The organism is Synechococcus sp. WC10meta, assembly GCF_047461475.1.
Genome location: NZ_JANSHF010000010.1, coordinates 23,125 through 47,867, shown reverse-complemented (window position 1 = coordinate 47,867; position 24,743 = coordinate 23,125). Strand labels below are relative to the sequence as shown.

Sequence of the window (24,743 nt, the reverse complement as noted above, 5' to 3'; positions counted from 1 at the left end):
TATCTTCCTCATCGACGACAGAGACTGGGGCAGAGATGGGCTGTTCTTGCTGTTGCCTACAACATCTAGTGTCTCAAACTCCTTGGCTGCTTACTTTTCCACAATATGTAGATCAAAGACGGCAGATGCTCAACCAGTTTGCTTGACCTTTATCGTGGAGACATCTTGAAAGCGAAGACCCATGTCCCTTTTGGAAAAGCTGTGATACATTCAAGGGAGGCTAGAGCGGGATCTTTAAGGAGCCTGCAGCCCTTGGCAAAGAAAGGGAGAGGTCATCCTGTGGTAGCTTGAGTTTCGCAAAGTCTTTGGATTTTCTTTGCCCTAATTGAGGATTCAACACAACTTCCCGACCCACCTACTTTGTGCCTCAAGACTAGCTGCCCTATGACCGAGAGTCGTCCTTGTGCCCCCTGCATTGTCGACAGCGGAATTTTGGTTAACAAGCGGGATATTTACCGTCTTTTGGCGGATTTGGGGCGGGTTCGCTACTTCGATATCGTCGAAGGTCAGGTGCAAAGGCAGGGGGAGGGCTATGTGATGGAGGTATTTCAGGATGCAACGGCGGCCACCTTGGTGGCCAATCGCAGCCTCTACCTAAACCTAAACAGCTTCGACTACGCCTGCTTGCGGGATCCCTCCCCCGCTGAGGTGGCAGAGGTGGGCACGGAACGGCCTAGCGTGGTGATCGATCTGGTGCAGGAGCACCGCATCTTGCGTTTGGTTCCCCTGTCGGATCCGCTGTCGGATCCCGCGCAACTGTGGGCAGATACTCGCGCGCTGCGAGCGGCAATGGCGGACGCCTTGGCAGCAAGCTGGAGCCTAGAAGAAGAGGACGGCTCTTTCGAGCCTGATTGAGAGTGAGGACCCTCGCGCAGCGTTTCGGCAGGCTGGAGAGAAAAGGGCACCGGAGCCTGCTGGGCTTCAGTCAGGAAGCTGGGGAAGCGGCCCTCAGGAGCTCCGGCGACTGGCGCACCGTCTCGAAGAAGTAGTGGACATTGGCCTCAGGGGTGGCAGGGTGAACCCCATGCCCCAGGTTCATGATGTGCCCCCGCGAGCCCGCCTTCCGAATCACCTCCAGGGTGCGCTGGCGGATCAACTCCCGCGATCCCAGCAAGACCATCGGATCGAGGTTGCCCTGGACAGGCAGGGATCCCAGACGGGCCCTGGCTTCTGCCATGTCACTCATCCAGTCAAGGCTGAACACGTCGATACCAGCTTTACCCACCCGCTCTAGCAAGCCGGCGCTGCCGTTGATGTAGAGGATCAGCGGCACTTGGGGATACCGAGCCTTGACCTGATCCACAATCTGCTTTTGGTAGGGCAAAGCCCAGGTCTCGTAATCGCTGGGGCTGAGCTGGCCAGCCCACGTATCAAACAACTGCACCGCTTGGGCACCGCTCTCAATTTGGTAGATCACGTAGCGGGCAATGCTATCGGCCAGCTTGCCCAGCAGCTGGTGCAAGAGCTGCGGCTGGGTGAAAGCCAAACTCTTGATGTAGGCATAGTCTTTGGAGCTGCGCCCCTCGACAGCGTAACAGGCCAAAGTCCAAGGTGAGCCAACAAAGCCCAGCAGGGTCGCCTTCCCTTCCACCTCACGGCGCAAGGTCGTAAGAATGGTTTTGATGAAGGGCAAGCTTTCTTCTGGCTCTAACAGTCGGATTTGCTCAATCTGGGCTTGGGAGCGAATTGGCGGGTCGATAATCGGCCCCTGGTTCTCCACCAGCTCAAAGGTAATGCCCATGCCCTCGAGAGGAGTGAGGATGTCGCTGAACAGGATCACGGCGTCGGGGGCAAAGGCGCGAAAGGGTTGCAAGGAGATCTCGATGGCTAGCTCCGGGATCTCGCAGCGCTGCTTGAAGGTGTACTTGCTCTGCAACTCGCGGTAGGCCGCCATGTAGCGGCCCGCCTGGCGCATCATCCAAACTGGGGGGCGATCCACCACTTCCCCGCGGGCTGCCCGTAGCAGGCGGTTGCCATCGCCATCGGGAGGAGGAGAAGCGCTGAGGTAGGCAGGTGAGTGGGACATGAAAAACTCAGCCAGTGAAGACCCTTAGTGCATCCTGACATCGAGATGACAAACGGCGCAAGCTTGCACTCCAAAGATCCCAGTACTTGCAATCCTCGCCATAAGCCAAAGCAAGCCTTGGCAGGAGGGATCCGGAGCTCGGGCGAACATGCGATAATGTCAGCCTGTGGGCCTTGTTGTAGAGCTGCCCGCCAGGGATCCTCTGGGGCTGAGTTGAGAGGAAAACCAGCTTGGTTGCCCAAACTTTCGACCTAGAAACCTACCTAAGCCAGCGGCAGCAACAGGTGGAGGAAGCCCTCTCTGCCGCGGTTAGGCCTGCTTATCCAGAACGCCTCTATGAGGCAATGCGCTATAGCCTCCTGGCAGGGGGGAAGCGCCTCAGGCCCATCCTCTGTCTAGCAGCCTGTGAGTTGGCCGGCGGCTCGGTGGAGCAGGCCATGCCTACGGCCTGTGCGCTGGAGATGATCCACACCATGTCGTTGATCCACGACGATCTGCCGGCCATGGACAACGATGATTTTCGCCGCGGCAAGCCCACCAATCATAAGGTGTTTGGTGAGGATATCGCCATTTTGGCAGGCGATGCCCTGCTGGCCTACGCTTTTGAGCATATCGCCAGCCAAACGCGGGGGGTGCCGCCGCAGCGGATCCTGGAGGTGATTGCCCGCATTGGCCATGCGGCTGCGGCAACTGGCTTGGTGGGAGGCCAGGTGGTGGATCTGGAGTCGGAGGGCAAGGCCATTTCCCTGGAAACCCTGGAGTACATCCACCGCCACAAAACCGGCGCCCTGCTAGAGGCCTCAGTGGTCTCAGGAGCGATCCTGGCCGGAGCCGATGAGGAGCTGCTGGGGCGGTTGAGCCACTATGCCCAGGATATTGGCCTAGCCTTCCAGATTGTCGACGATATTTTGGATGTCACTGCCACTAGCGAACAGTTGGGCAAAACAGCAGGCAAAGATCAAGTGGTTGCCAAAGCCACATACCCCAGCCTGCTGGGTCTAGAGGCCTCTCGGCAGAAGGCCGAAGAGCTGATCCAATCGGCTAAGCAGGCGCTGCGCCCCTATGGATCCCAGGCTGAGCCCCTGTTGGCCCTGGCAGATTTCATCGCCCGCCGCCAGCATTAACCTGCCCCCCTTGGAGGCCTTGCTCCCCCCTTCCTCTGCCGGAGAGCCCTATGCTGCAACAGTTGATGGCTAACCACGTTCTCTGGGTTGCCCTGCTGGCCAGTGGGTTAGCCCAGGCCATCAAGCTCATCCTGGCCTATGTGCGCTCGGGCAAGCTCAACCTGCGGGTCTTGCTGGAGATGGGGGGGATGCCCAGCTCCCATGCGGCCCTGGTGACTGCTTTGGCCGTGGGCGTGGGGTTAGAGGAAGGTTGGGATAGCCTCCTGTTTGCAGCAACGGTGGTCTTTGCCCTGGTGGTGATGTATGATGCTGCCGGGATCCGCCAGGCTGCTGGCAAGCAGGCGCAGGTGTTGAACCGCCTCCTAGAAGAATGGTTGGAAGAGAAAGGCGCCGATCGCTTCCAGGAGCCCTACCTGCGAGAGCTGCTGGGCCATACGCCCATCCAGGTGCTCGCCGGGGCAGCCCTAGGGGCGGCCTGTATTACCCTCTCGTTTGCTTTGGGCATTAGCTAAAGCTTGAGGCATCCTGGAGCAGCCGCATCAGGGATAACCATGGCCTCCAATTCCCAACCTCGTCCCCTCCAACGCTGCCCGGCCTGTGGTAAGCCCATCCCAGCCTACCGGTACAAGTCTCCCTACTGTGACTACTGCGGTTGGCGAGCTGGGGCAAAGCCGATCCCTCGAGAAGGCGGATCTGGGGGCAAGAGAGTTGGAGCCCGGGGGAGTATTCAGAGCCTCAACCTACCCCCCCTGCTGCGGCCACTGCTGAACTTCAACTTTTACCTCTATCTGGGCTGGGGGATCAGCCCTCTGTTTCCCCTGGTGGTGGATCGGCCGCTGCTGGCCGAGTCCAACTATCTGCTGCTGATCCCACTTCTATTGAGCTGGGGGCTGCTCTACCTGGCAGCGCGGGATCGGCCGCTACCCCAGGATCTGCGGCTGCCGCGTCTATTGCTGGATGTGGCATTTATCCTGCTGCCTTTCTTTCAAAGAATTAACGTCTCCAAAGCCCCTAACCGACCCTACTGGAATGCCCTGCTCATCTGGGTCATCGGGATCCTACTGCTTGCTGCGGTGTGGCTGTGGAGCTTTAGCCTGCTTCTGACGGCATTGACACTGCTGTTGACCAGCTTCTGCACGCTGCTGTTCTAGCTACGTCCCGTGGGCATAGCGCTTCATCATCGATTAGCTCACAAGCCCAGAATACAAGAAATACTTGGCATAACCACACGTATTTTAGCCAAAGTCCAGGGCCGTTCGCGCTAACTTTGCCCCGGGAAATTACTAGTGGTACTTTCACAAGGCCTCGCCAAGGCTTTCTCAGGGAAGCTTGTCCAGTTTGCCCTTCCCCTTGCAAAGAGGGGGCAATTAGGATGAAGGGGGATCCCGTTGGGAGGAATCTCAGTCAAATGGCAGGTGAGGTTGCTGCGCCATGAAACCGACTTGGCAAACGGATGGAGAGACTTGGTTTCTTCTGCCTCCCCAACCCCGCGCCGTAATCCACTTTCTAGGCGGAGCGTTTGTGGGATCTGCGCCGCAGTTTTTCTACAGCCGTCTGTTGGAAGAATTGGCCCGCATGGGCATGGCCGTTGTAGCCACTGCCTACGCCACCGACCTCGATCACGCCCAAATAGCTTTCAAGGCAGCACGATCTCTCCATAGAAGCCTGCAGAGCAAAGGCTTGATGGGCTTACCCCTCTTTGGCTTGGGCCACAGCCTTGGCGGTAAGCTGCAGATCCTCTCCTGCCTAGCCCTCCCTTCTTTGGGATCCCAGCGGCGCGGCAATATTTTTTTGGCCTACAGCAATGCCGGGTTGGAGCGGGCGCTGCCGCTGTTGCAGGTGTTGGTGCAAGCGTGGCCTCAACAGCAACTCAGCGATCTGTGGCGGATGTGGATGGGATCCTCGTCACCGCCGGTAAACCTGTGGTTGGAGTTTGAGCCCTCTCCGGCAGAGACCAATCGCCTCATTGAGGAGCGGTATCCGGTGAGAAACAACCTGCTTGTAGAGTTTCAGCAGGATGATATTGACGATATTCCACTGCTCTATCAGCAGCTTTCTCGCAAGTACGGGGAGCACACCGAATGGCAGCGTCTAGAGGGGGATCACCTAACTCCTCTGGGCTTTAGCTATCCTTTCCTGGTTGGGCAAGAGTTTAGCCCTGTCGACGCTCTTGCACAGCTTCTCTACCAAAACTTGCTTGCCCCCAACTACCTCCTGATCCAGCGCATCAAAGCCTGGTTGTCAGCCCAACTGGCCTAGTCGAGCCAGCTGAGATCCGAGAGGAGATCTTGGGCATAGGAGGAAGAAGAGTGGGCTTGCAGGTAAAACAACAGGCGTAGGATGTCGCTCATCAGGAAGTAACAGGTCAAGAGGCCACCAGCAGCCGTAGCCACTAAGGTTCCCGCCAGCATGCGCGAGAACTCCTGCCGCTGGAAAGCCTGCTCCATCAGGCGCAGCGCCCAAATTCCCAGCAAGACAACAATAGCAAGGATGATCGACATATCGTAATCTATGCTGTAACTTAGTGTAACATCGCTGCTGCCTACCTACCATGGGCAGGAGGCCAAGGGGTCCAAAGCCTCAGGAAGAAGCTAACCCTGCCTCAGCGGCCAGAGGGAAGGGAGCCAGCTTCCCGCTAATTAGCCAGTTGTCTCCCAAGGTCTGCAGTTGCGGCTCCAGCAGTTGCCAGCTCTGGTTGACCTCAGGGATCCCTTCCCCTTCTACGGGAGTTGGTGCGTTGGCCCCTCCCAGGATCTTGGGAGCGATGAAGGCGGCCACCTTCTGAATGGCCCCATCCTTGAGGGCTGCCCAGGCCAGGGTGCCGCCGCATTCCCAGAGGGCGCTCAGACAGCCTCGCTCAAAGAGAACCTGCGCTGCTCGAGCCGGGGTTACTCGATCCAGGTGCAGCAGCTCCACCCCTTGCTTGGCCAGGGCTCTCCAGAGGGGATGGGCCTCAGTGGCTTCGGTAATCACCAAAGTTGGCGCCTCCTCCACTTGCCACAGGTGGGCCACTGGGGGGAGGTTAAGGGAGCGGCTGAGAACCACCCGCAGAGGCTGGGATCCCTGAAAATCCGGCAGGCGGCAGGTGAGGCGGGGGTTGTCGTGCCAAACGGTTTGGGAGCCAACGATCACGGCGTCGTGCCGGGCCCGCTGGCGGTGAACCCACTCTCGTGCCAAGGGGTTGCTAATCCACTGGCTGTGGCCAGTGGTGGCCGCGCTCTTGCCGTCTAGGGTCATGGCGTATTTGAGCAGGCCAAAACACTGCTTTCGCACAATGGCAAAGGCAAAGCCCTCGTTGAGCTCTTGGCAGTCCTGCTCCAGCACCCCCACTGTCACCTCGACTCCTGCCTCTTGCAGGCGACGGATCCCTTTGCCGGCTACCAGCGGATTGGGATCCTGCATCCCTACCACCACCCGCCGGATCCCAGCCGCCAGAATGGCCTCAGTGCAGGGGGGGGTGCGCCCATAGTGGTTGCAGGGCTCGAGGTTAACGTAGAGGGTGGCGCCCTTGGCCAGGGATCCCGCCTGCTGCAGAGCCAAGACCTCGGCATGGGGCTGGCCGGCTCCTAGATGAACACCTTCCCCCACCACCTGATCCCCCCGGACAATGACGCAAGCTACCCGCGGGTTAGGGGAGGGGCGCTGTGGTGTCGAGCGGGCCAAGGAGAGGCAGCGTTCCATCCACTGCCGGTCGGCGTCTAGGTTCATGGGAGGCGCTTTCGGGGAGCACTTTAGCAGGCGGTGTTTTGGATCCTAGCTGCTTCTTGGCAGGGAGCCGGCTGCGGCACGGCTTTGGTAAGCTGGTTACGGCTTTGGCGGCAGGGATCCTATGGACAGCCTTCAACTTTGGCAGCGCTACTGCGATTGGCTCTACTACCATCCCGAGCTGGAAATTTTTGTGGATATCAGCCGCATCCGTTTTACCCCTGCCCAAGTGGAGGCGCTGCGGCCTCTCTTTGCCCGGGCTTTTGCTGAAATGCAGGCCTTAGAAGCCGGGGCCATCGCCAACCCGGACGAAGGTCGCCAGGTGGGCCACTATTGGCTGCGGGCGCCGGAGCTGGCTCCCACTGCCGAAATCCGGCAGGCAATTCAAGACTGCGTTGAACAGGTGGAGAGCTTTGCCAAGAAGATCCACGGCGGCGTGATCCCGGCAAGTGGAGGAGGGCGTTTCACCGAGCTGCTCTGGATTGGCATTGGCGGCTCGGCCCTGGGGCCGCAATTTGTGGCGGAGGCCTTGGCTCCGCTGCAGCCGCCCTTGAACATTCACTTTATCGACAATACGGATCCCGACGGGTTTGATCGGGTGCTGGGACGGCTAGCAGGCAAACTGGGACAGACCCTGGTGGTTGTCGCCTCCAAATCCGGTAGCACGCCCGAGTCGCGCAACGGCTTAGTGGAGGTGGCGCTGGCTTACCAAAAGGCCGGGATCCCCTTTGCCAGCCAGGCAGTAGCCGTTACCGGTCCCGGCAGCCAATTGGAGCAGCAGGCGCAGCGGGAAGGGTGGCTGGCGGTCTTCCCCATCTTCGACTGGGTGGGGGGGCGCACGTCAGAAACTTCGGCAGTAGGCCTGTTGCCGGCAGCGTTGCAGGGGATCGACATCCGGGCTTTGCTGGCCGGGGCCGCCACCATGGACGAGGCCACCCGCGTGCCCCACCTAGAGCGCAACCCCGCTGCCCTCTTGGCCATGGCTTGGTACATCGTCGGCGAGGGGCGGGGGCGCAAGGATATGGTGGTTTTACCCTACAAAGACCGCCTGGCCCTGTTTAGCCGCTACCTGCAGCAGTTGGTGATGGAGTCCCTAGGCAAGTCCCACGACCTGCAGGGCAACCTGGTGGAGCAGGGCCTCACCGTCTACGGCCACAAGGGCACCACCGATCAGCACGCCTACGTGCAGCAGTTGCGGGAGGGCTTGAACAACTTCTTCGTCACCTTCATCGAGGTGCTCCAGGATCGCGAGCCCGGGATCCCTTCCCCCTTCGTAGAGCCACTGGTAACCAGCGGCGACTACCTGGATGGCCTACTGCAGGGCACCCGCCAGGCTCTCTACGAAAACGGGCGCGACTCCATCACGGTGACGCTGCCGCGGGTGGATGCCCGCTCCGTGGGGGCCCTGATTGCCCTCTACGAACGGGCAGTGGGCCTCTACGCCTCCTTGATCCAGGTCAACGCCTATCACCAGCCGGGGGTGGAAGCCGGCAAGAAAGCGGCTAGCGCCGTCCTGCAGCTCCAGCGTCAGGTGCTGGAGGTGATGCAAGAGCAAAAGGGATCCCTGACCCTAACTCAGTTGGCAGAAAAACTGGGCTGCCCGGAGCGCATCGAAACGCTGTACTGGATTGTGCGGCATCTACACGCCAATGGCCGCGGTCTGGTGCTTGTGGGGGATCCTGGCCGACCCTTGGAGCTGAGCATCCAGCCGCGTCTGGCCTGAGGGTTTAGAAGAGGCAGCCTGAAGAAAGATCTGTATCTCACCTTAAACCCCTCCTGGGCAGCCGGTCTGTCTGCCTAGAATCAAGCAAAAGCCCACTGCAGGAGGAGACGATGGACCAACCTGCTGCCGTCCTGCCTTTGCAAGCCCCAAAAGACGTCTCCCTGGAGGAAATCGAGCAGGAGCTAAACAAAATCTGGTCCTCCAAGGAAGAGAGCGTTGCCGCCCGGGCTGCCACCTTTACCCTGGTGGTGTATGAGTCGCTAGACGATGCCCTGCTGCTGCCTTCCCCCACCGTCGAGGCCATTGCTAGCCAAAACCCCTGCCGCGTCATTGACCTGCGGGCCAAACGGGAGGGAGCCACAGACGACACCCTCGAGGCCCAGGTAGCTGCCTACTGTCCGGTGACGCGCGAACAGCGCAGCTCGCTGGTGTGTTGCGAATACATCACCCTGAAGGCACCGGAATCGGCTCTTGTGCGGGCTTGCAGCACCGTCGCCTCGCTGTTGATCCCCAACTTGCCCACCTTCCTGTGGTGGCAAGGCAACCTGGACTTGAACAGCTTGCTGTTTCAGAAGTTGGTGGCTCTAAGCAGCCGCGTCATCGTTGACTCGCGGGGCTTTGTCAATCCCGAGGAAGACTTGCAGGAGATGAATCTTCTCGTCAGCGAGGGACACCACTGCGGGGATCTCAACTGGCGCCGGCTGCTGCCCTGGCAGGAACTCACTGCCCAAGCCTTCGACCCGCCAGAGCGGCGGGAGTCTTTGTACTGGATAGATCAGGTAACCATTGACTACAAGGCCGGCAACCCCTGCCAGGCCCTCCTTTTCCTGAGCTGGCTGGCCAGCCGTCTGGGGTGGACGCCCACCGAGCGAGCGCAGACCCGGGAACAGGACTATGAGATTGACTTCATCCGCTTCCAAACTCAAGCTGGAGGTGAGGTGAAGGCAGAGTTGGCCGCCGTACCCCTGGTCTCGGAGACTAGCCAGCCGGGGGACCTCATTGGGCTGCGCCTCACCTCGAGCAACCAGGAAGCCAACGCCTGCACCGTGCTTTGTTCGGAAACCACCGGCTGCATGCGCATGGAAGCCAGGGGAGGTGCCCAGAGATGCGTGGTTCGCCAGGTGGCACCCCTGGAGCAGGATTCCTTGGAAACGCTGCTGGCTGCCGAGTTGCAGCGGCCTGGCCCTGACTATCTTTACGAAGAAACCCTAGGCGTGGCGGCCCAGATCCTCAAGTTGAGCAAAAGCGCAGCAACGGGGTAGAGTCTTGAGCCTGCTTGAAGAAAATCGGTCTTGGGGAGACGGATCCCGTTTTATGTTCAAGCTCTACCCAACCCACCGCTTGGCCAACGAAAGCCTTGGCTGCTCAGGACGTCCCAAGAGACCTGCTCAAGAAATCCGGGCCGGCTGTTAGCGCAGGCCTAGGACAAAGGCCAGCACACTGTGGCCTACTAGTGCTTCCACTGCGATGCTAATGGCAAACCCCAGCATGGCCAGCCGCCCGTTCCAGCGCTCAGCTTGCTCCGTCCAGCCAATTTCCCATGCCGGTGGAGCTTCGCCCTCTTGCCCATACTGCGGCACATAGGGTGGACGAACAGCACCCTCCCAGCCTGCAGGGCGCTTGGAGTTAAAGAACGCTATCGAACCCAGGGCAACGGCAGCCACTAGGCCTGTTACCATCACAGCAATGTAGGGGAGGAAGGGGTTGTCAAGCATTGCTGTCTAGTGTCGAAGTGCTAAGCCAACAAGCTGGCGGGAGAAGAACTGGGATCCTAGCGGCCCGCCGCCGCTTTCTCTAGCTTGCCTTGCCAGAGCTACCGCAGTCCCAGCCACTGGGCAAGGGTGCTGGCGAAAACACTGTGGCCCACTAGCGCCTCGGTGGCGATGCTGATGACAAAGCCCACCATAGCCAGGCGGCCATTCCAGCGCTCCGCCTGCTCCGTCCAGCCCGGGATCCAGTCGTTGGTGGTGTCGTAGTACTTAGCTACGGAAGCAGAATCCAGGCGAGAAGGGATCCGGGGAGAGGGTTGCATGGTTAATACCTCATAACCTTTCTCAAAGAAAATTAACATCAAATTACAGTTTGTGACAACTCTCTTCTGCCGGCAAGGGAGAGTTTTCGGGGTGGATCCTAGAGCGATGCCATACTGAGGGAGATAGGCTTCTGCGCAGACTATGGCGGTATCCCCTCTTTCTTCCCCCAAGCTGGGCCAGGCTTTTGATGCCGCTGCCGACCTAGCTGCCCAGGTGCGGCCGGATTTTCCAATCCTGCAGCGCCAAATCAACGGCCAGCCGCTCATCTACTTCGACAATGCGGCCACTTCCCAGAAGCCGCTGGCGGTTTTGCAGGCAATGGACCTCTACTATCGGCACAGCAACGCCAACGTGCACCGGGGGGTGCATACCCTGGGCAACGAAGCCACAGAGGCCTACGAAGGGGCGCGGGAGAAGATTGCCCGCTTGGTCAATGCGCCCTCCCCGCAGGAGATCATCTACACCCGCAACGCCAGCGAGGCCATTAACCTAGTGGCCTACAGTTGGGGCATGAGCACCCTAGAGCGGGGAGACGAGATCATCCTGTCGGTGATGGAGCACCACAGCAATTTGATCCCGTGGCAATTCGTGGCTCAGAAGACAGGGGCCTGCCTTAGGTTTATCCAGGTCACGCCCGAAGGCGAGCTGGATCTGGAGCACTACCGCTCTCTGCTGGGCAATCGCACCCGCCTAGTGGCGGTAGCTCACGTCTCCAACATGCTGGGATCCATCAACCCGGTTCGGGAGGTGATTGAGTTAGCCCATCGCTACGGGGCTAGGGTGTTGCTGGATGCCTGTCAGAGTGTGCCCCACATGCCTGTGGATGTACAGGCCCTGGATTGCGATTGGCTGGCCTTTTCTGGGCACAAGATGTGCGGCCCCACTGGGATTGGGGTGCTCTACGGCAAGCGGGAGCTGCTGCGGGCCATGCCGCCCTTTTTGGGTGGGGGCGAGATGATTGCTGAGGTGTACTGGGATCACGCCACCTACGCCGATATCCCCCACAAGTTTGAGGCGGGCACGCCGGCCATTGCCCAAGCGGTGGGTTTGGGGGCAGCCGTAGACTACTTGAGCCAGATTGGGCTAGAGCGCGTGCATGCCCATGAGCAAAAGTTAACCGCTCGCCTCCTGGAGGGGCTCCAGCGCATTCCAGGCCTGAAGATCTATGGCCCCAAGGATCCGGCGCGCCGGGCAGGACTGGTCAGCTTTTCGGCGGAGGGCATCCACCCCCACGACCTGTCTACGCTGCTGGATGAGCAGGGGATCGCCATCCGGGCTGGCCACCACTGCACCCAGCCGCTGCACCGCCACTTGCAGGTGCAATCGACAGCGCGGGCCAGCGTCTACCTCTACAACACCCTGGCCGAGGTGGATCGCTTCCTCGAGGTGCTGGCGGAGGCAGTGGCGTTTTTCAGGGAGGCCTTGGGCTAGATGCTCTACCGCCGCTTTGGGCGCACCCAGCAGCTCATGTCGGCTTTTTCCCTGGGCAGCATGCGGCTGGTCAACGTGCCGCCGGAGCAGGCCCAGGCCACGGTGGCAGCGGCGCTGGAGGCAGGGATCAACCACCTGGAAACGGCCCAGGCCTACGGCCATGCGGAGGTGCTCTTGGGGGAGATCCTGCAGAAGCTGGCAGTGCCGCGGCAGCGCCTGATCCTGACCACCAAGCTTACGCCCGGCGAGAGGCTGCGGGAACGACTAGAGGGATCCCTGCGGCGGCTGCAGGTGGAGTATCTGGATCAGTTTGCCTTCCACGGCATCAACCTGCCCGAACACCTGGAGTGGGTACTGCGGGAAGGGTTGCCGCTGCTCAGGCAGGCGCAGCAGGAGGGCCTGGTGCGCTACATCGGCTTTTCCACCCATGGATCCCTGAAGCTAATCCTAGAGGCCATCCAGACCGGCCAGTTTGACTTTGTTAATTTGCACTACCACTTTTTCCAGCAGCGCAATGCACCGGCCCTAGAGGCGGCGGCCCAGCAGGATATGGGGGTGTTCATCATCTCCCCCGCCGACAAGGGGGGAATGCTCTACCGCCCACCCCAGCGCCTGCAGGAGAGCTGTGCGCCCTTTAGCCCCTTGGAGTTTGCCTACCGCTTTTTGCTGGCGGATCCCCGCATCCACACCCTCAGCCTAGGCATCACCCATCCTGACGAGTTACAAACAGCCCTGGTGGCCCTGCAGGATCCGGAGCGCTGGTGGACGGAGGGCCTAGCGGTGCAGGAGCGGCTGCGCCAAGCAGAAGAGGAGCGCCTGGGGTCCAGCCGCTGTGCCCAGTGCTATGCCTGCCTACCCTGTCCAGAAGGGATCCACATCCCAGAGGTGCTGCGGCTGCGCAACTTGGCCATTGCCCACGAGATGACGGAGTTTGCCCAGTATCGCTACAACATGTTTGGCCAGGCGGGGCACTGGTTCCCGGGAGTACCTGCTGACCGCTGCACCGAGTGCGGCGACTGTCTGCCTCGCTGTCCGGAGCACCTGCCGATCCCGGACTTGTTGGCTGAAACCCACCGCCTTTTGCACCGCTCTCCCATTCGGCGGCTGTGGGAGTGAAGAAAATGGGCCACCTGCTGTCTGACCCCGGAAACTTGCCCCAGAGCCTCTCTGCCTCATTCTAAGATGGGGTCTGGTTCTTTCGAGGATCCCGGGGCATGTTGTTGGAGCTTACCCCAGAAGAGTGCGAGTCGGTGATCCCGCTAGTGCCTACGCGGCTCCAGTACGCCGCTTACTGGAGCGATGCCCTCAACAGCGTAGGCCGGATCATTACGGCGATTTTGGTGGGCGTAGCGCTGCTGGTGCTGTCTCGCGCTTTTGGCGAGGGATCCTTCCTGGGGGCAGTCTCCTTTCTGGCAGGGTTTCTCTCGTTGCTCTACCCCTTCCTGTGGGGGCCCCTCTACACCATCTCCCGCCGGCAGATGGCTTTTCGCGAGATCCCTTACGGAGGGCTCTTTTTTGGCCAGGTGTTGAGCACCCGCCGCTACGAGGTGGTGGTGGAAGAGCGGAAAAAGCTGGATGAGGACGGGGAGCTCTACATCGAGGAGGTGCGAGAGCGCCAGTTTGAGATGGAAATTGGCGATGAGACAGGGGTTACTTACCGCGTGCGGGCTAGGGATGATCCCCGCTACCGGCGAATTGTTAAGAAACAATCGGTGTTGGCGTTGGTGAAAGCCTATTCGCGCGATCTGCGGCGCCGGCCGACTTTGAGCGAAGTCTACGTGGTCAAGCTAGGGGAATGGGTAGGGGATGTTTCCTATTTGGATCGGGAGGCGTTTCTGCAGTTGGCCGATGAGCTGTTGGCGCTCGAGCTAGGCCCGGAGGCAAAAGCCTAAGCGATGTCGGAAGCTGGAATCACCCGCGCGGCTTGGATCGTGGCGGCCTTGGTGGCTTCGGCAGCTCTGGGGCCGTGGCTAGCTCTGCCTTTGGCTGGGATGGTGGCCTTGGGGATTGTCGAACAGGTGGCCTTCGGGGGGCGGCTATTGGGGTTGCTGGGCGCGCTTCTGGATTGGGCTTCTCCAGCCTATCGGCAGCGGGTCATCCGCCACGAGGCGGGACACATTTTGGTGGCCCACCTGCTGGGGATCCCCTTGCGCGGCTACGTGCTCAGCCCTTGGCAAGCCTTCCGACGAGGGATCCCGGGCTACGGCGGAGTGGAGCTGGATCCGGCCCCCATGCACACCTGGGAAGCCCAGGGGGGCCTCTCCTGGGCAGATCTGGAGCGCTACGGCCTGTTTTGGATGGCAGGGGCTGCCGCAGAGTCTCTGCACTATGGCCAAGTGGTGGGGGATGAGGAGGATAGGCAACAGTTGGCTAAGCTCCTGTCAGGGATCCGGGCTGCCCCGCCTTTGGCCTCTGCTGCTCAAGTGAGGGTTCAAATGAACCGCTTCTTGCGCCAGAGCCGGGCATTGTTGCAAGCCCACCCTGAAGCCTATGCCGTTGCCGTCCAGCACCTGGAGCGGGGCTCCCCCCTGCAAGACTGCCTAGCTGCTATAGCAGCCAGCTTGGAAGAGCGCCGCCAGCAAGCTCCTCCGCCCTCTTTTGGAACCGCTTGCTGATACACTCGAAATCGGGATTCCCCTTTGGGATCGTTGTGTCGCTTAGGGAGGATCTAGCTTGCGTCCCATCCTCATCGCGGGCAACTGGAAAATGCACAAAACCCAGGTGGAGGCCCGCCAGTTTCTCCGCGAGTTTGGCCCAGCCCTGCAAGCGTCGTCTTCAGGGGTGATGCCGCAGCGGCAGATCATCCTGTGCGTGCCCTTTACAGACCTGGCCGTGGTGGCAGAAGAAACGCGGGGATCCGGCATAGCTGTGGGAGCGCAAAACCTGCATTGGGAGGATCAAGGGGCGTTTACGGGAGAGATCTCCGGCCCCATGCTGGTAGAGCTGGGGGTGCGCTACGTTATCGTTGGCCACAGCGAGCGACGGCAGTACTTTGGCGAAACGGATGAAACCGTCAACCGGCGCTTGGCGGCGGCCCAGCGGCATGGGCTCACCCCTATCCTCTGTGTGGGGGAAAGCTTGCAGCAGCGGGAACAGGGGCTAACCGAGTCTTGGATTGTGGGACAGTTGGATCGCGCCTTGACAGGGATCAATCTGCAAAACCTTGTGATTGCCTACGAGCCCATCTGGGCCATTGGCACGGGAAAAACCTGTGCAGCCGCTGAGGCCAACCGCGTCATTGGCCTTATTCGCCAGCATCTGGGCGCTGACCATCTACCCATCCTCTACGGTGGCTCGGTCAAAGCCAGCAATATCGACGAGCTGATGGCCCAGCCGCAGATTGATGGCGTACTGGTGGGGGGTGCTAGCCTCGATCCCCAAGAGTTTGCCCGCATTGTCAACTTCCAGGCCCTGACTCCTGCGGCAGCGGCTCCCTAGGCTCCTCAGCGAGATTGCCCCCATAGCAGAGCCACGGGGAAAGACTTGAGGACGGCCCCCACGGGCAAGCTGTCGCCACCAGGGATCTCTTCCTGGGTTAAGCCATTCACCCAGTCCAGCCGCTTCCAGCGCGGCAGTTGAATTTCCGTATCTTTCCAAACCGATTCCCCCAGGGGATCTTGAGTTTCATCAATTAAGGAAGTTAAAAAACGGGGCGCCACCACCAGCACGACTTGTTTATCGTGCTGACGGGCAAAGGCTATGACGTGGTTGGCATAGGAGCCGCTCACCTGTAGAGGAATATAACTGCCTTCCAGAAACAGCTGCGGCTGTTCCTGACGGGCCTTGAGCACTAGGTGGATAAGAAACAGCTTAATGCGGCCATCGTGGCGGTGGAGCAGAAGATCTTGGATAAGTTGCAGGGGATCCTGCCTGATTCGCCGCTGGATTTCTTCGAGGTAAGCTAGGCGACGGGAAAAGTCCACGGGTCGGCGATTGTCGGGATCCACCATGCTGAGATCCCACAGCTCCGTGCCCTGATAGATATCCGGGATCCCAGGGCTAGTGAGCTTCAGCAGAGTTTGAGAGAGAGAGTTAAAGATGCCAAAGTGGGCAATTTTGCGCTGAAAGGGCAGGAAAGACTCCAAGAAGGGGCTTGAGGGCTGCAGGATTTGATCGATGAAAGCAAGGGTAGCTTCTTCGTATTCGGTATCGGGGCGAAGCCAGGCAGTATGGACTTTAGCTTCCCGAACTGCTTTGATGGCGTAGTCTTTAACTCGCTGGACAAAGGTCGGAACTTCCTCTGGTTGAAAAGGATAGGAGCCGATCAAAGTCTGATAGAGAAAATACTCGTCGTTGCGATCTGGCAGCTCCGAACGCTTGGCTTGCTTGCGGTAAACTTTATAGCCAACATTGAGCTCGTGCCAAAGGTTAATATGTCTCTCCCACTCGGCGGGTATTTCGGAGAGTACGTTCAGGCGGGCCCGCACATCCTCGCCGCGCTTGGTGTCGTGGGTGGAAGAGGCATTTAGGGTCAAAGGCCACTGGGCTGCTCGTTCTTGGTTAAAGCGATGGAACTCCTGGATAGAAATGCCAAAACGACACAGATCGCTGCCTACCTCGTTTAGGGATAGCAGCCTATTGTAAACGTAGAAGGCCGTGTCCTCTACCCCTTTGGCCATGAGAGGACCGGCCAACTGTTGCAGCCGCATGGCAAAGTAGATTTGCTCGTTCTTCTCCTCCTCCGAGATGTTTTCGGGGAACTCAAGACAGAGAAAGCGCTGTAGGAAATTCAGCTCGTTGACTAAGATGGGCAGGTTCTCCTTAGCTTTCTCTACAGCTTGGCGGATAGCCTGCTGACCTTCTGGGCTGAGAACCCCTTCATGGATGTAGACTCGGTAAACTGGGAAACACACCAAAACCTCTGCCAGAGCTCGGCGCAAGCTGTAGAGAGTAAAGTCGTTGGCATAGCGGTGATGGCTGGTAATTCGCTTAAGCAAAAAGGCAAGGTTGTCCATGTCCCCCGCTAGGTTGCGCTCAATGATTAGGCGTTTTTTGTCTTCGATTACCTGTTCGGGAGACTGCCTTAGATCGGTAAAGTTCTGATATAGCCTTTCAAACGCCTCCTCGTTCTCAGAGCAGCAAAAGAGGCCGTTCAGCTTAGCCAGGAAGTCATAACCTGTTGTGCCCTGTACCGGCCACTGAGGAGGCAGCTTCTCGTCAGGCCCCAGTATTTTTTCTACAACGATGTAGAGATCTGGACAGCGCTCACGGAGGCGATGGAGATATTCCTCCGGGTTAAATAGGCCATCAATATGGTCAATGCGCAAGCCCGTAAAGCGCCCTTGCTCTGCAAGCTTAAAGATGAGCTGGTGCGTTTTGCGAAAGACCTCCCGGTCTTCTACCCGCAGCGAGATCAAGTCATTGATGGTAAAGAAGCGACGGTAGTTGATCTCTTCAGCACCTACCTTCCAGAAGGAAAGGCGGAAGTTTTGCCGTGCCAAGAGACTGTCCAGCAAGTCAAAGCTTGAGGGATCTCCTGGCTTGCCATTAAAGATGGCAATGTTCTCATCAAAAAAGCTTTGAATATGCGGGCTGGAGGTATAAAGCTCCCACAGAGAGTGCTTAGCAAAATTGATTTGGTCAGTGCGCTCTAGGAGGTCTTCTTTGCTAGGAATAAACTTGAGGCTGAAGAGAATTCCCAGTAGCTTGACGTAGTCAGGGTGGCTGCGTCCTAGTTTTCGCCGCAGCTTGCCTAAGTTGTAAGTAAAAACATCGGCGTAGGTGTCGATATTGAGAGGAAACCTCAAGTTGAAGTAGTTAATGCTAAGGCCATCGGCATCGTAACGAAGCTGGATTTGTCCGGACTCTAAGCATTTGTTATAGAAATCCCCTAGAAAGGGTGCTAAAATTCTGCCCTTGATGCCAAGGTAGGAGTGATCCCAGTCAACATCAAAGTAATCGATAAAGTCTGAGTTGGGGCCGCTTTCCAGCACATCCATTAGCATTCGATTTTGGCCGTCATAGGCCATGTGATTGGGAACAATGTCTTGGATCCAGCCAATTCCCTGCTGGTGGAGAGTTTCCCATAGAACTTCAAATTTTTCGATTCCTCCCAGTTCGCAGTTGATCTGGGTGGGATCCACCACGTCGTAGCCGTGGGTACTGCCTTTGCGAGCCTGAAAGATGGGAGAGGCGTACAGATCGCTAACACCCAGCAACTTTAGGTAGGGGACGATTTGCCGTGCTGCCTCGAAGTCAAAACCGGCGTGAAACTGGATGCGATAGGTGCAAGTCGGGATCCGCATGGTGACCTCTAACTAGAAAGGGTTTTTCCAGGTTGACATACTCCCTGCAGCTGCAGCTGGCTTCTAGGCAGCAGCTAGCAGAGCCTTGGAGCTGCCAATGAGTCCCGAGCTTGTCTCTAAGCCGTCATGGCCTTCTGACGGTAGCATGCTGTCCCATTTTCAGGCTCTACCCGACACAACCTCAGCCAGCGCCGTTTGCAGCTGCAAGGCCAATTGGGAGGGGAGGCTATCTTGCCTCCAAAACAGAGCTGCTGCTGAGCGGCAATGGGGATTTCCTGCCAGTCCTCAAGTAGAGGTGGCCGCCTACCAGCCAAATCACTCCGAGCTCCTTCGCCTAGCAGTACACTTGGCAGGGGGCTGGGATCTGAACCTCTGAGGTTCCGACCAGGTGCTAACGATCCCCGCCCCATCTCCTCAACTTACCAACCCCGACTGGAGAGAGACCGATGTCCACCCACTTGACGCCGCGGTTTGCCGAGGCCATGCGCTACGCCTACCGATGGCACGCTGCTCAAACCCGCAAGGGAACCAGGATCCCTTACCTCAGCCACCTGTTGGCCGTAGCCTCCATTGCCCTAGAGTACGGTGCCGATGAGGATGAGGCCATTGCTGCTTTGCTCCACGACAGCCTGGAAGATGGCCCCCGCTACAGTGGCGAGCCACGAGCCCAGATTGAACAGCAACTGCGGGAGCGCTTTGGAGAACGAGTGCTGCAGATCATCTTAGGGTGTACGGATACTGAAAGCGATAGCTCCCGGGGCGAGCCCAAAGAAAACTGGAAGGAGCGGAAAACGGCCTACCTGAAGCATTTGGAAACCGCAGACGCTTCGGTTCTGCTGGTGGCTGCCGCTGACAAGCTGCACAACGCCCGCTGCATCCTACGGGACTTTCGCCAGCTAGGGGATCAGCTTTGGGAGCGCTTCTCCGGCGGTAAGGAGGGATCCCTATGGTACTACCGCTCGCTGGCGGAGATCCTGGGACGACGGCTACCTTCGGGGTTAGCTGCGGAGCTCCAGGAAGTGGTGGCCGAGTTGCAACGGACAGCCGAGCCGAATCCGGCGCTTGACAGGGAGGAGGGGGGCTGAAGAAAATGCTGAGGGCAGTCCTATAGGTCACCCGTCTATGGTTCTTGCGGTCGGTACCCCTGCTCCTGGCTTTAACACCGTCGACGCCCACGGCAACCCGGTTTCCCTAGCCGATTTTGCTGGGAAAACGGTGATTCTTTACTTTTACCCCAAAGATGACACCCCTGGCTGCACCAAAGAGGCCTGCGGCTTCCGTGACGCCTACGCGGACTATCAGAGCAAAGACTTGGTGGTGCTGGGGGTAAGCATGGACGACCAAGCTTCCCACAAGAAGTTTGCCGAAAAGTACAACTTGCCCTTCCCTCTCTTGGTGGATAGCGACGGCGCAATTGCCCGCGCCTACGATGTGGACGGAGGCGGCTATGCCAAGCGAGTAACCTACGTCATTGATGGTGAGGGCAAAATTGCTAAGGTCTACCAAAACATTAATACGGAAACTCACGCCCGCGATATCTTGGCGGACTTGGGCCGGTGAGGAGGCTGAACCTGAGGGCTTGCCTCCCAGCCTTTGGGTATGAACGACGACATTCCAGTTGCGCGTCGCTACCCTCCCCCTCCAGCAAAAGCGCAAGGCTCCTCAGGTCCCTGGAGGCTGGGCTTAAGGCTAGCTCTAGCCTTGCTTACGCTGCTGCTCTCAACGGTGTGGGCAGTGGGCAGGTTGCCAGGATCAAAGGAAAGAAGAGAACCCCTGGCGCAAGAGCTCTCTGTTTCCCAGCAAGGAGAGGGCAGGCCCTCTCTGCTGGGCCACTATGCCTATGCTGAAGCTCCGCCAGAGACCCTCCAGGTAGTGGGCTATTACCACGGTCGTGAGGTGCGCCTGCGCCACGCTGCTGCCGAGAGCTACCGGCGAATGAGCGCAGCGGCTCTAGCCGACGGGATCCGCCTTGTCCCCATCTCTGGGTTTCGCTCGATAGCAGAGCAGGAGGCTTTGTTTTTTCAAGTAGCCCAAGCGCGGGCTCTGCGGCCAGGAGAACGGGCTGCAGTCAGCGCTCCCCCGGGATATAGCGAGCATCACACCGGCTACGCTATCGACATTGGGGATGCCCAGTTTCCGCAGTGGGATCTCCAGGAGGCTTTTGAAAAGACTCCTGCCTTCCGCTGGCTGGAGAAGAACGCTGCTCGTTTTGGCTTTGAGCTGTCCTTCCCCCGCGGCAACCCCCAAGGGGTAAGCTACGAGCCCTGGCACTGGCGCTTTGTGGGCGACCGCTACAGCCTAGAGACCTTCTACAAGCGATAGGCAACCTCCCCTTCCCTTGGAAGAGAAGCCAAGGGAGTGCCAAGAAAGCGGATGACGCGATTCGAACGCGCGACCTTCTCGTTGGCAACGAGAAGCTCTACCACTGAGCTACATCCGCACTAGCTAGCAGTGTATGGTGACAAACTTTGCCGCTGTCTGTCAAGGGGGGAAGTGGGCGGCATTTTGTTCCAGAATGGGAGCAGTTCATCTTTCTTTGCAGTTGCGTCAGCCCCTGGCGGGGCCTAGGAAATCGCGATGCGGGTAGCCATTATTGGAGCAGGGTTGGCCGGCTTGGCAACGGGGGTTTACTTGGCTGAGGCGGGCCATGAAGTGCAGATCTACGAGGCGCGGCCCTTTGCCGGCGGCAAGGTGGGATCCTGGCAGGATGCCGAGGGCAACCACATTGAGATGGGATTGCACGTTTTTTTCTGCAACTACAGCAACCTGTTTGCCCTGATGAAAAAGGTGGGGGCCTACGAGAATCTGCTGCCCAAGCAGCACGTCCACACCTTTGTCAACCGCGGCGGGCGGGTGGCCAGCCTCGATTTTCGCTTTCCCCTAGGAGCGCCCTTGAATGGCCTCAAAGCTTTTTTTACCACCAACCAGCTCTCCTGGGCCGATAAACTGCGCAACGCCTTGGCGCTAGGCACTAGCCCCTTGATTCGCGGCCTGCTGGACTACGAAGGGGCAATGCAACAGATTCGCGCTTTGGATCGGGTAAGCTTTGCCGAGTGGTTCCGCCAGCACGGCGGGTCTGAGGGTAGCCTGAAGCGGATGTGGAACCCCATTGCCTATGCCCTGGGCTTCATCGACACGGAGCAGATTTCTGCTCGCTGCATGCTGACCATCTTTCAGATGTTTGCCAGCAAAACGGACGCCTCTAAGCTCAATTTCCTCAAGGGATCCCCGGACAATTACCTTACCCAACCCATCGTCCGCTACCTGCAAGCCCGCGGCGGTCAGGTTCATACCCGGCGGGGGGTTAGCCGCATTGAAGTTAGCGACTCCCCCCCCTACGCGGTAACCGGCCTGGTTTTGGCCAACGGCGAGCGCGTGGAGGCGGATGTGTATGTATGTGCAACGGCGGTAGAAGGGGCAAAACGCCTGATCCCCCAGGTGTGGCGGCAATGGCCCCAGTTCGACAACCTCTACAAGCTGGACTCGGTGCCGGTTGCCACGGTGCAGTTGCGCTTCGACGGCTGGGTGACGGAGCTAAATCCCCAGGGCCGGGCCAAACGCGCCGTCGACTACCCCCAGCCGCTTGGCATCGACAACCTCCTCTACACTGCCGATGCCGATTTCTCCTGCTTTGCCGATCTCGCCCTCACCAGCCCTGCTGACTACTACAAACCCGGCCAGGGATCCCTGCTGCAATGCGTGCTTACGCCCGGGGATCCCTTTATCTCCATGTCCAACGAGGCCATTGCCCAGCACGTGTTGCACCAAGTGCATGAGCTCTTTCCCTCCTCGCGGCAACTGAACCTGACCTGGTACAGCGTGGTCAAGCTGGCCCACTCCCTCTACCGCGAGGCGCCGGGCATGGAGCCCTATCGGCCGCCGCAGAAAACTCCCGTGCCCAACTTCTTCCTTGCCGGCAGCTACACCGCCCAGGACTACATCGACAGCATGGAAGGAGCCACCCTCTCTGGCCAGTTGGCTGCCCAGGCCATCCTGGCCGCCTGCCGGGATCCCCAGCCGTCGCCGCCAGCCTAGCGGGCCTTCGCTGCCCAGCAGAACAGCGGCAAAGGGGGGCTCTCCCTGCCTCTGGCCTCAGCCAGTTGGCTGTGGCAGGCTGGATCCTTTTCCCCTACCATCTAGGCTGGGAAAATGGGTTGGGGACAGCTATGCAGGCGGTAATTCTGGCAGGGGGGCAGGGAACTCGCTTACGACCTTTGACCCTATGGCAGCCAAAGCCGTTGCTGCCCCTGTTGGAGGTACCTTTTTTGCACTGGCTCATTGGCCGCTGCCGTCGAGCTGGCTTGACGGACATCCTGTTGAGCGTTGGGTACTTGGGCAGGCAAATCGAGGCTGCCCTAGGAGATGGCGCTGCCTGGGGGGTAAAGCTCCGCTACATCGTCGAGGAAACACCGCTGGATACGGCAGGGGCTTTGGTGTTGGCCCAGCCCTATTTCAACGGGGATCCCTTGGTGGTCTTCAACGCCGATATCCTCACCGATCTGGATCTGGCGGCATTGGTGCGCTGTCATCTGCAGAGCGGGGCTGTTGCCACCCTTACCCTTGCCCGCGTCGAGGACATCACCGCCTACGGCCTGGTGGAAGTGGGGGAAGGCGGCCGGATCCAATCCTTTCGGGAAAAGCCCACCCCTGCCGAAGCCCTCACCCTGACCACCAACACCATCAACGCTGGCACCTATGTCCTCGATCCAGCCATTTTCAAGGACTACCCCAGCGGGGATCCCCTTAGCTTTGAGCGGCGCGTCTTCCCCGACCTGCTCCAGCAAGGGCAGCGGCTGCAAGCCTACCTGCACACGGGCTACTGGCGAGATCTGGGCACGCCGGCCAGCTACTACCAGGGTCAACTGGATATTCTCCTAGGCCGGATGAGGGATTTTCCGCTCGAGGATGTGGAAGAACGGGCGCCCGGGATCTGGGTTCACAAGACGGCTGAGGTCCACCCTGCTGCCCAACTGCACGCCCCTTGCTACATCGGCGCCTATACCCGCCTAGGGCCCCAAGCCCAGATCCCTGCTGGCACTATCCTGGGCAGCTACAGTTGGGTCAATGGCCCCCTGCAGCCAGGGGCTTACGGGCCAGGCCTCCTCGTGGTTTAATGTAGCGGATAGCAAGCAAAGTAGCGCCCTTGTTCTCTCGTTTTGGGGAGCACATAGGCATCCAGCTATGGCGGAATACAGGCCTGGGCTAGAGGGCGTTCCGGCCACGCGATCCAACATTAGCTTTGTCGACGGCCAGGCAGGGATCCTGGAATACCGCGGCATCCCCATTGAGGAGCTGGCGGCTCACAGTACCTTTCTGGAGACAGCTTACTTGCTGATTTTTGGCAAGCTGCCCACCCAGTCGGAGCTGGACAACTTTGATCAGGCTGTCCGCAGCCATCGGCGGGTCAAGTACCGTATCCGCGACATGATTAAGTCGTTTCCCGACTCGGGCCATCCGATGGATGCCCTACAGACCTGTGTCGCCAGCCTGGGCATGTTCTACCCGGTGCAGGAGGCAGATCCCGACTACGTCTTTGTCACGGTTACCCGCCTGCTGGCCAAGCTGCCGACGATGGTGGCCATGTTTCACCAGATGCGCCAGGGCAACGATCCCATTCCCCCTGACGACAGCCTGGATCATGCCGCCAATTTCCTCTACATGCTCTCGGGCAAAAAGCCAGATCCCTGGCTAGCTCGCGTTTTCGATACCTGTCTCATCCTGCACGCCGAGCACACGGTTAACGCTTCAACCTTTGCCCTTTTGGTGAGCGCCTCGACCCTGGCTAGCCCCTACAGCAGCCTGGCCACAGCGGTGGGCACCCTTTCGGGGTTGCTGCACGGCGGGGCCAACCAAGAGGTAATGAAGCTGTTGCGGCAGATTGGCTCAGTGGAGAACGTCCGCCCGTTTATTGAAGAAAAGCTGGCTAGAAAAGAGCGGATTATGGGCATGGGGCACCGCGTCTACAAAGTGAAGGATCCGCGGGCCATCATCCTGCAAAAGCTTGCCGAGGAGCTGTTCGAGCGCCACGGCCACGATAAGTACTACGACATTGCCCTGGAGGTAGAGCGGGTGTGTGCAGAGCTGCTGGGACCTAAGGGCATCTACCCTAATGTGGACTTCTACTCAGGCTTGGTCTACGCCAAGCTGGGGATTCCAGAGGATTTGTTTACACCGGTGTTTGCCATTGCCCGGGTAGCCGGTTGGCTGGCCCATTGGCGGGAGCAGTTGGCGGATAATCGCCTCTTTCGCCCCACCCAGGTCTACACCGGCAAGCGCCAGCAGCGCTACATCCCCATTTCGGAGCGGAGCTAAGGTTAACCCCGTTGGACAGGGTGCGAAGGTTCCTTGGCTTGCGTCGGGCTGGCTTTGGCCAAGATCCCTTGCCCCTGCGGGATCCCGAGGTCCTCCAGATCCACCTTGAGGATCCAAGGGCATAGGTGCCAAGCCCAACAAGGG

Annotated in this window: 24 protein-coding genes and 1 tRNA gene; 18 read left to right on the top strand and 7 right to left on the bottom strand. The window is 59.3% G+C overall.

The genetic code is table 11. The annotated features are described in order from the left end of the window. The first annotated feature begins 384 nt into the window (after positions 1 to 384). Positions 385 to 855, top strand: a complete 471-nt coding sequence (locus NW804_RS06780) for a hypothetical protein (protein WP_414396037.1) — start codon at positions 385 to 387, stop codon at positions 853 to 855. 70 nt (positions 856 to 925) lie between these two features. Here the strand turns inward: NW804_RS06780 and hemE are convergent, their stop codons facing one another. Beyond that, positions 926 to 2,026, bottom strand: a complete 1,101-nt coding sequence (hemE, locus tag NW804_RS06775) for a uroporphyrinogen decarboxylase (protein ID WP_414423168.1) — start codon at positions 2,024 to 2,026, stop codon at positions 926 to 928. Positions 2,027 to 2,256: 230 nt separating this feature from the next. On the opposite strand from hemE, the gene crtE reads away from it, so the two are divergent. The 4 genes from crtE to NW804_RS06755 all read left to right on the top strand — a co-directional run bounded on the left by crtE (position 2,257) and on the right by NW804_RS06755 (position 5,409). Then, the gene (gene crtE, locus NW804_RS06770) at positions 2,257 to 3,150 is read left to right on the top strand and encodes a geranylgeranyl diphosphate synthase CrtE (protein ID WP_414405190.1); all 894 of its coding nucleotides are present in this window, start codon (positions 2,257 to 2,259) and stop codon (positions 3,148 to 3,150) included. A 65-nt stretch (positions 3,151 to 3,215) separates the two neighbouring features. Beyond that, on the top strand, positions 3,216 to 3,662 hold the full coding sequence (locus NW804_RS06765) for a divergent PAP2 family protein (protein ID WP_414423167.1): 447 nt from the start codon (positions 3,216 to 3,218) through the stop codon (positions 3,660 to 3,662). Between the two features lie 39 nt (positions 3,663 to 3,701). After that, positions 3,702 to 4,301, top strand: coding sequence for a hypothetical protein (locus tag NW804_RS06760; protein ID WP_414423166.1), 600 nt, complete (start codon positions 3,702 to 3,704; stop codon positions 4,299 to 4,301). A 280-nt stretch (positions 4,302 to 4,581) separates the two neighbouring features. Continuing rightward, the gene (locus NW804_RS06755) at positions 4,582 to 5,409 is read left to right on the top strand and encodes a DUF1350 family protein (protein WP_414423165.1); all 828 of its coding nucleotides are present in this window, start codon (positions 4,582 to 4,584) and stop codon (positions 5,407 to 5,409) included. Here the strand turns inward: NW804_RS06755 and NW804_RS06750 are convergent. Next, positions 5,406 to 5,651 carry a hypothetical protein gene (locus NW804_RS06750; protein WP_414423164.1) on the bottom strand — a complete coding sequence of 82 codons (246 nt, stop codon included), beginning with the start codon at positions 5,649 to 5,651 and terminating at the stop codon, positions 5,406 to 5,408. The two genes, NW804_RS06755 and NW804_RS06750, sit on opposite strands and share 4 nt — an antisense overlap. Positions 5,652 to 5,730: 79 nt before the next feature. Continuing rightward, positions 5,731 to 6,858: a bifunctional diaminohydroxyphosphoribosylaminopyrimidine deaminase/5-amino-6-(5-phosphoribosylamino)uracil reductase RibD gene (gene ribD / locus NW804_RS06745; protein WP_414423163.1), complete on the bottom strand. Its 1,128-nt coding sequence runs from the start codon at positions 6,856 to 6,858 to the stop codon at positions 5,731 to 5,733. A gap of 121 nt (positions 6,859 to 6,979) precedes the next feature. Between ribD and NW804_RS06740 the strand changes: the two genes are divergently transcribed. Further along, positions 6,980 to 8,578, top strand: coding sequence for a glucose-6-phosphate isomerase (locus tag NW804_RS06740; protein ID WP_414423162.1), 1,599 nt, complete (start codon positions 6,980 to 6,982; stop codon positions 8,576 to 8,578). Positions 8,579 to 8,688: 110 nt separating this feature from the next. Continuing rightward, entirely contained in the window at positions 8,689 to 9,840 is a 1,152-nt protein-coding gene (locus NW804_RS06735) for a glucose-6-phosphate dehydrogenase assembly protein OpcA (protein WP_414405194.1), read from the top strand. A 147-nt stretch (positions 9,841 to 9,987) separates the two neighbouring features. On the opposite strand, the gene psb35 is transcribed toward NW804_RS06735, so the two are convergent. After that, entirely contained in the window at positions 9,988 to 10,293 is a 306-nt protein-coding gene (gene psb35, locus NW804_RS06730; RefSeq protein ID WP_414396052.1) for a photosystem II assembly protein Psb35, read from the bottom strand. A 98-nt stretch (positions 10,294 to 10,391) separates the two neighbouring features. After that, positions 10,392 to 10,610, bottom strand: a complete 219-nt coding sequence (locus tag NW804_RS06725) for a chlorophyll a/b-binding protein (RefSeq protein WP_414396054.1) — start codon at positions 10,608 to 10,610, stop codon at positions 10,392 to 10,394. Positions 10,611 to 10,752: 142 nt separating this feature from the next. On the opposite strand from NW804_RS06725, the gene NW804_RS06720 reads away from it, so the two are divergent. From NW804_RS06720 to tpiA, 5 genes are all read left to right on the top strand, one after another. Further along, on the top strand, positions 10,753 to 12,042 hold the full coding sequence (locus NW804_RS06720) for a cysteine desulfurase (RefSeq protein ID WP_414423161.1): 1,290 nt from the start codon (positions 10,753 to 10,755) through the stop codon (positions 12,040 to 12,042). Next, the gene (locus tag NW804_RS06715; RefSeq protein WP_414410192.1) at positions 12,043 to 13,158 is read left to right on the top strand and encodes an aldo/keto reductase; all 1,116 of its coding nucleotides are present in this window, start codon (positions 12,043 to 12,045) and stop codon (positions 13,156 to 13,158) included. A 98-nt stretch (positions 13,159 to 13,256) separates the two neighbouring features. After that, the gene (locus NW804_RS06710) at positions 13,257 to 13,934 is read left to right on the top strand and encodes a hypothetical protein (RefSeq protein WP_414396060.1); all 678 of its coding nucleotides are present in this window, start codon (positions 13,257 to 13,259) and stop codon (positions 13,932 to 13,934) included. Positions 13,935 to 13,937: 3 nt separating this feature from the next. After that, positions 13,938 to 14,657: a hypothetical protein gene (locus NW804_RS06705; protein ID WP_414423160.1), complete on the top strand. Its 720-nt coding sequence runs from the start codon at positions 13,938 to 13,940 to the stop codon at positions 14,655 to 14,657. A 58-nt stretch (positions 14,658 to 14,715) separates the two neighbouring features. Beyond that, positions 14,716 to 15,480 (top strand): triose-phosphate isomerase, encoded by a 765-nt coding sequence (gene tpiA, locus NW804_RS06700; protein WP_414405199.1) that lies wholly within the window; start codon positions 14,716 to 14,718, stop codon positions 15,478 to 15,480. A 5-nt stretch (positions 15,481 to 15,485) separates the two neighbouring features. Here the strand turns inward: tpiA and treY are convergent, their stop codons facing one another. Continuing rightward, on the bottom strand, positions 15,486 to 18,287 hold the full coding sequence (gene treY / locus NW804_RS06695; protein WP_414423159.1) for a malto-oligosyltrehalose synthase: 2,802 nt from the start codon (positions 18,285 to 18,287) through the stop codon (positions 15,486 to 15,488). A 446-nt stretch (positions 18,288 to 18,733) separates the two neighbouring features. Here treY and NW804_RS06690 point away from each other — a divergent pair, with 446 nt between their 5' ends. From NW804_RS06690 to NW804_RS06680, 3 genes are all read left to right on the top strand, one after another. After that, positions 18,734 to 19,372: an HD domain-containing protein gene (locus NW804_RS06690; RefSeq protein ID WP_414421112.1), complete on the top strand. Its 639-nt coding sequence runs from the start codon at positions 18,734 to 18,736 to the stop codon at positions 19,370 to 19,372. Positions 19,373 to 19,409: 37 nt separating this feature from the next. Beyond that, on the top strand, positions 19,410 to 19,847 hold the full coding sequence (locus tag NW804_RS06685; protein WP_414405202.1) for a peroxiredoxin: 438 nt from the start codon (positions 19,410 to 19,412) through the stop codon (positions 19,845 to 19,847). A 174-nt stretch (positions 19,848 to 20,021) separates the two neighbouring features. Continuing rightward, on the top strand, positions 20,022 to 20,609 hold the full coding sequence (locus tag NW804_RS06680) for a D-alanyl-D-alanine carboxypeptidase family protein (protein ID WP_414423187.1): 588 nt from the start codon (positions 20,022 to 20,024) through the stop codon (positions 20,607 to 20,609). Positions 20,610 to 20,655: 46 nt separating this feature from the next. Here the strand turns inward: NW804_RS06680 and NW804_RS06675 are convergent. Beyond that, positions 20,656 to 20,727, bottom strand: a tRNA-Gly gene (locus NW804_RS06675). A 137-nt stretch (positions 20,728 to 20,864) separates the two neighbouring features. Between NW804_RS06675 and zds the strand changes: the two genes are divergently transcribed. The 3 genes from zds (at position 20,865) to NW804_RS06660 (ending at position 24,599) form a co-directional block, all read left to right on the top strand. Next, positions 20,865 to 22,322 carry a 9,9'-di-cis-zeta-carotene desaturase gene (zds, locus tag NW804_RS06670; protein ID WP_414423158.1) on the top strand — a complete coding sequence of 486 codons (1,458 nt, stop codon included), beginning with the start codon at positions 20,865 to 20,867 and terminating at the stop codon, positions 22,320 to 22,322. Positions 22,323 to 22,453: 131 nt separating this feature from the next. After that, on the top strand, positions 22,454 to 23,401 hold the full coding sequence (locus NW804_RS06665) for a sugar phosphate nucleotidyltransferase (RefSeq protein WP_414423157.1): 948 nt from the start codon (positions 22,454 to 22,456) through the stop codon (positions 23,399 to 23,401). 67 nt (positions 23,402 to 23,468) lie between these two features. Continuing rightward, entirely contained in the window at positions 23,469 to 24,599 is a 1,131-nt protein-coding gene (locus tag NW804_RS06660) for a citrate synthase (RefSeq protein WP_414396075.1), read from the top strand. The last annotated feature ends 144 nt before the right edge of the window (positions 24,600 to 24,743 follow it).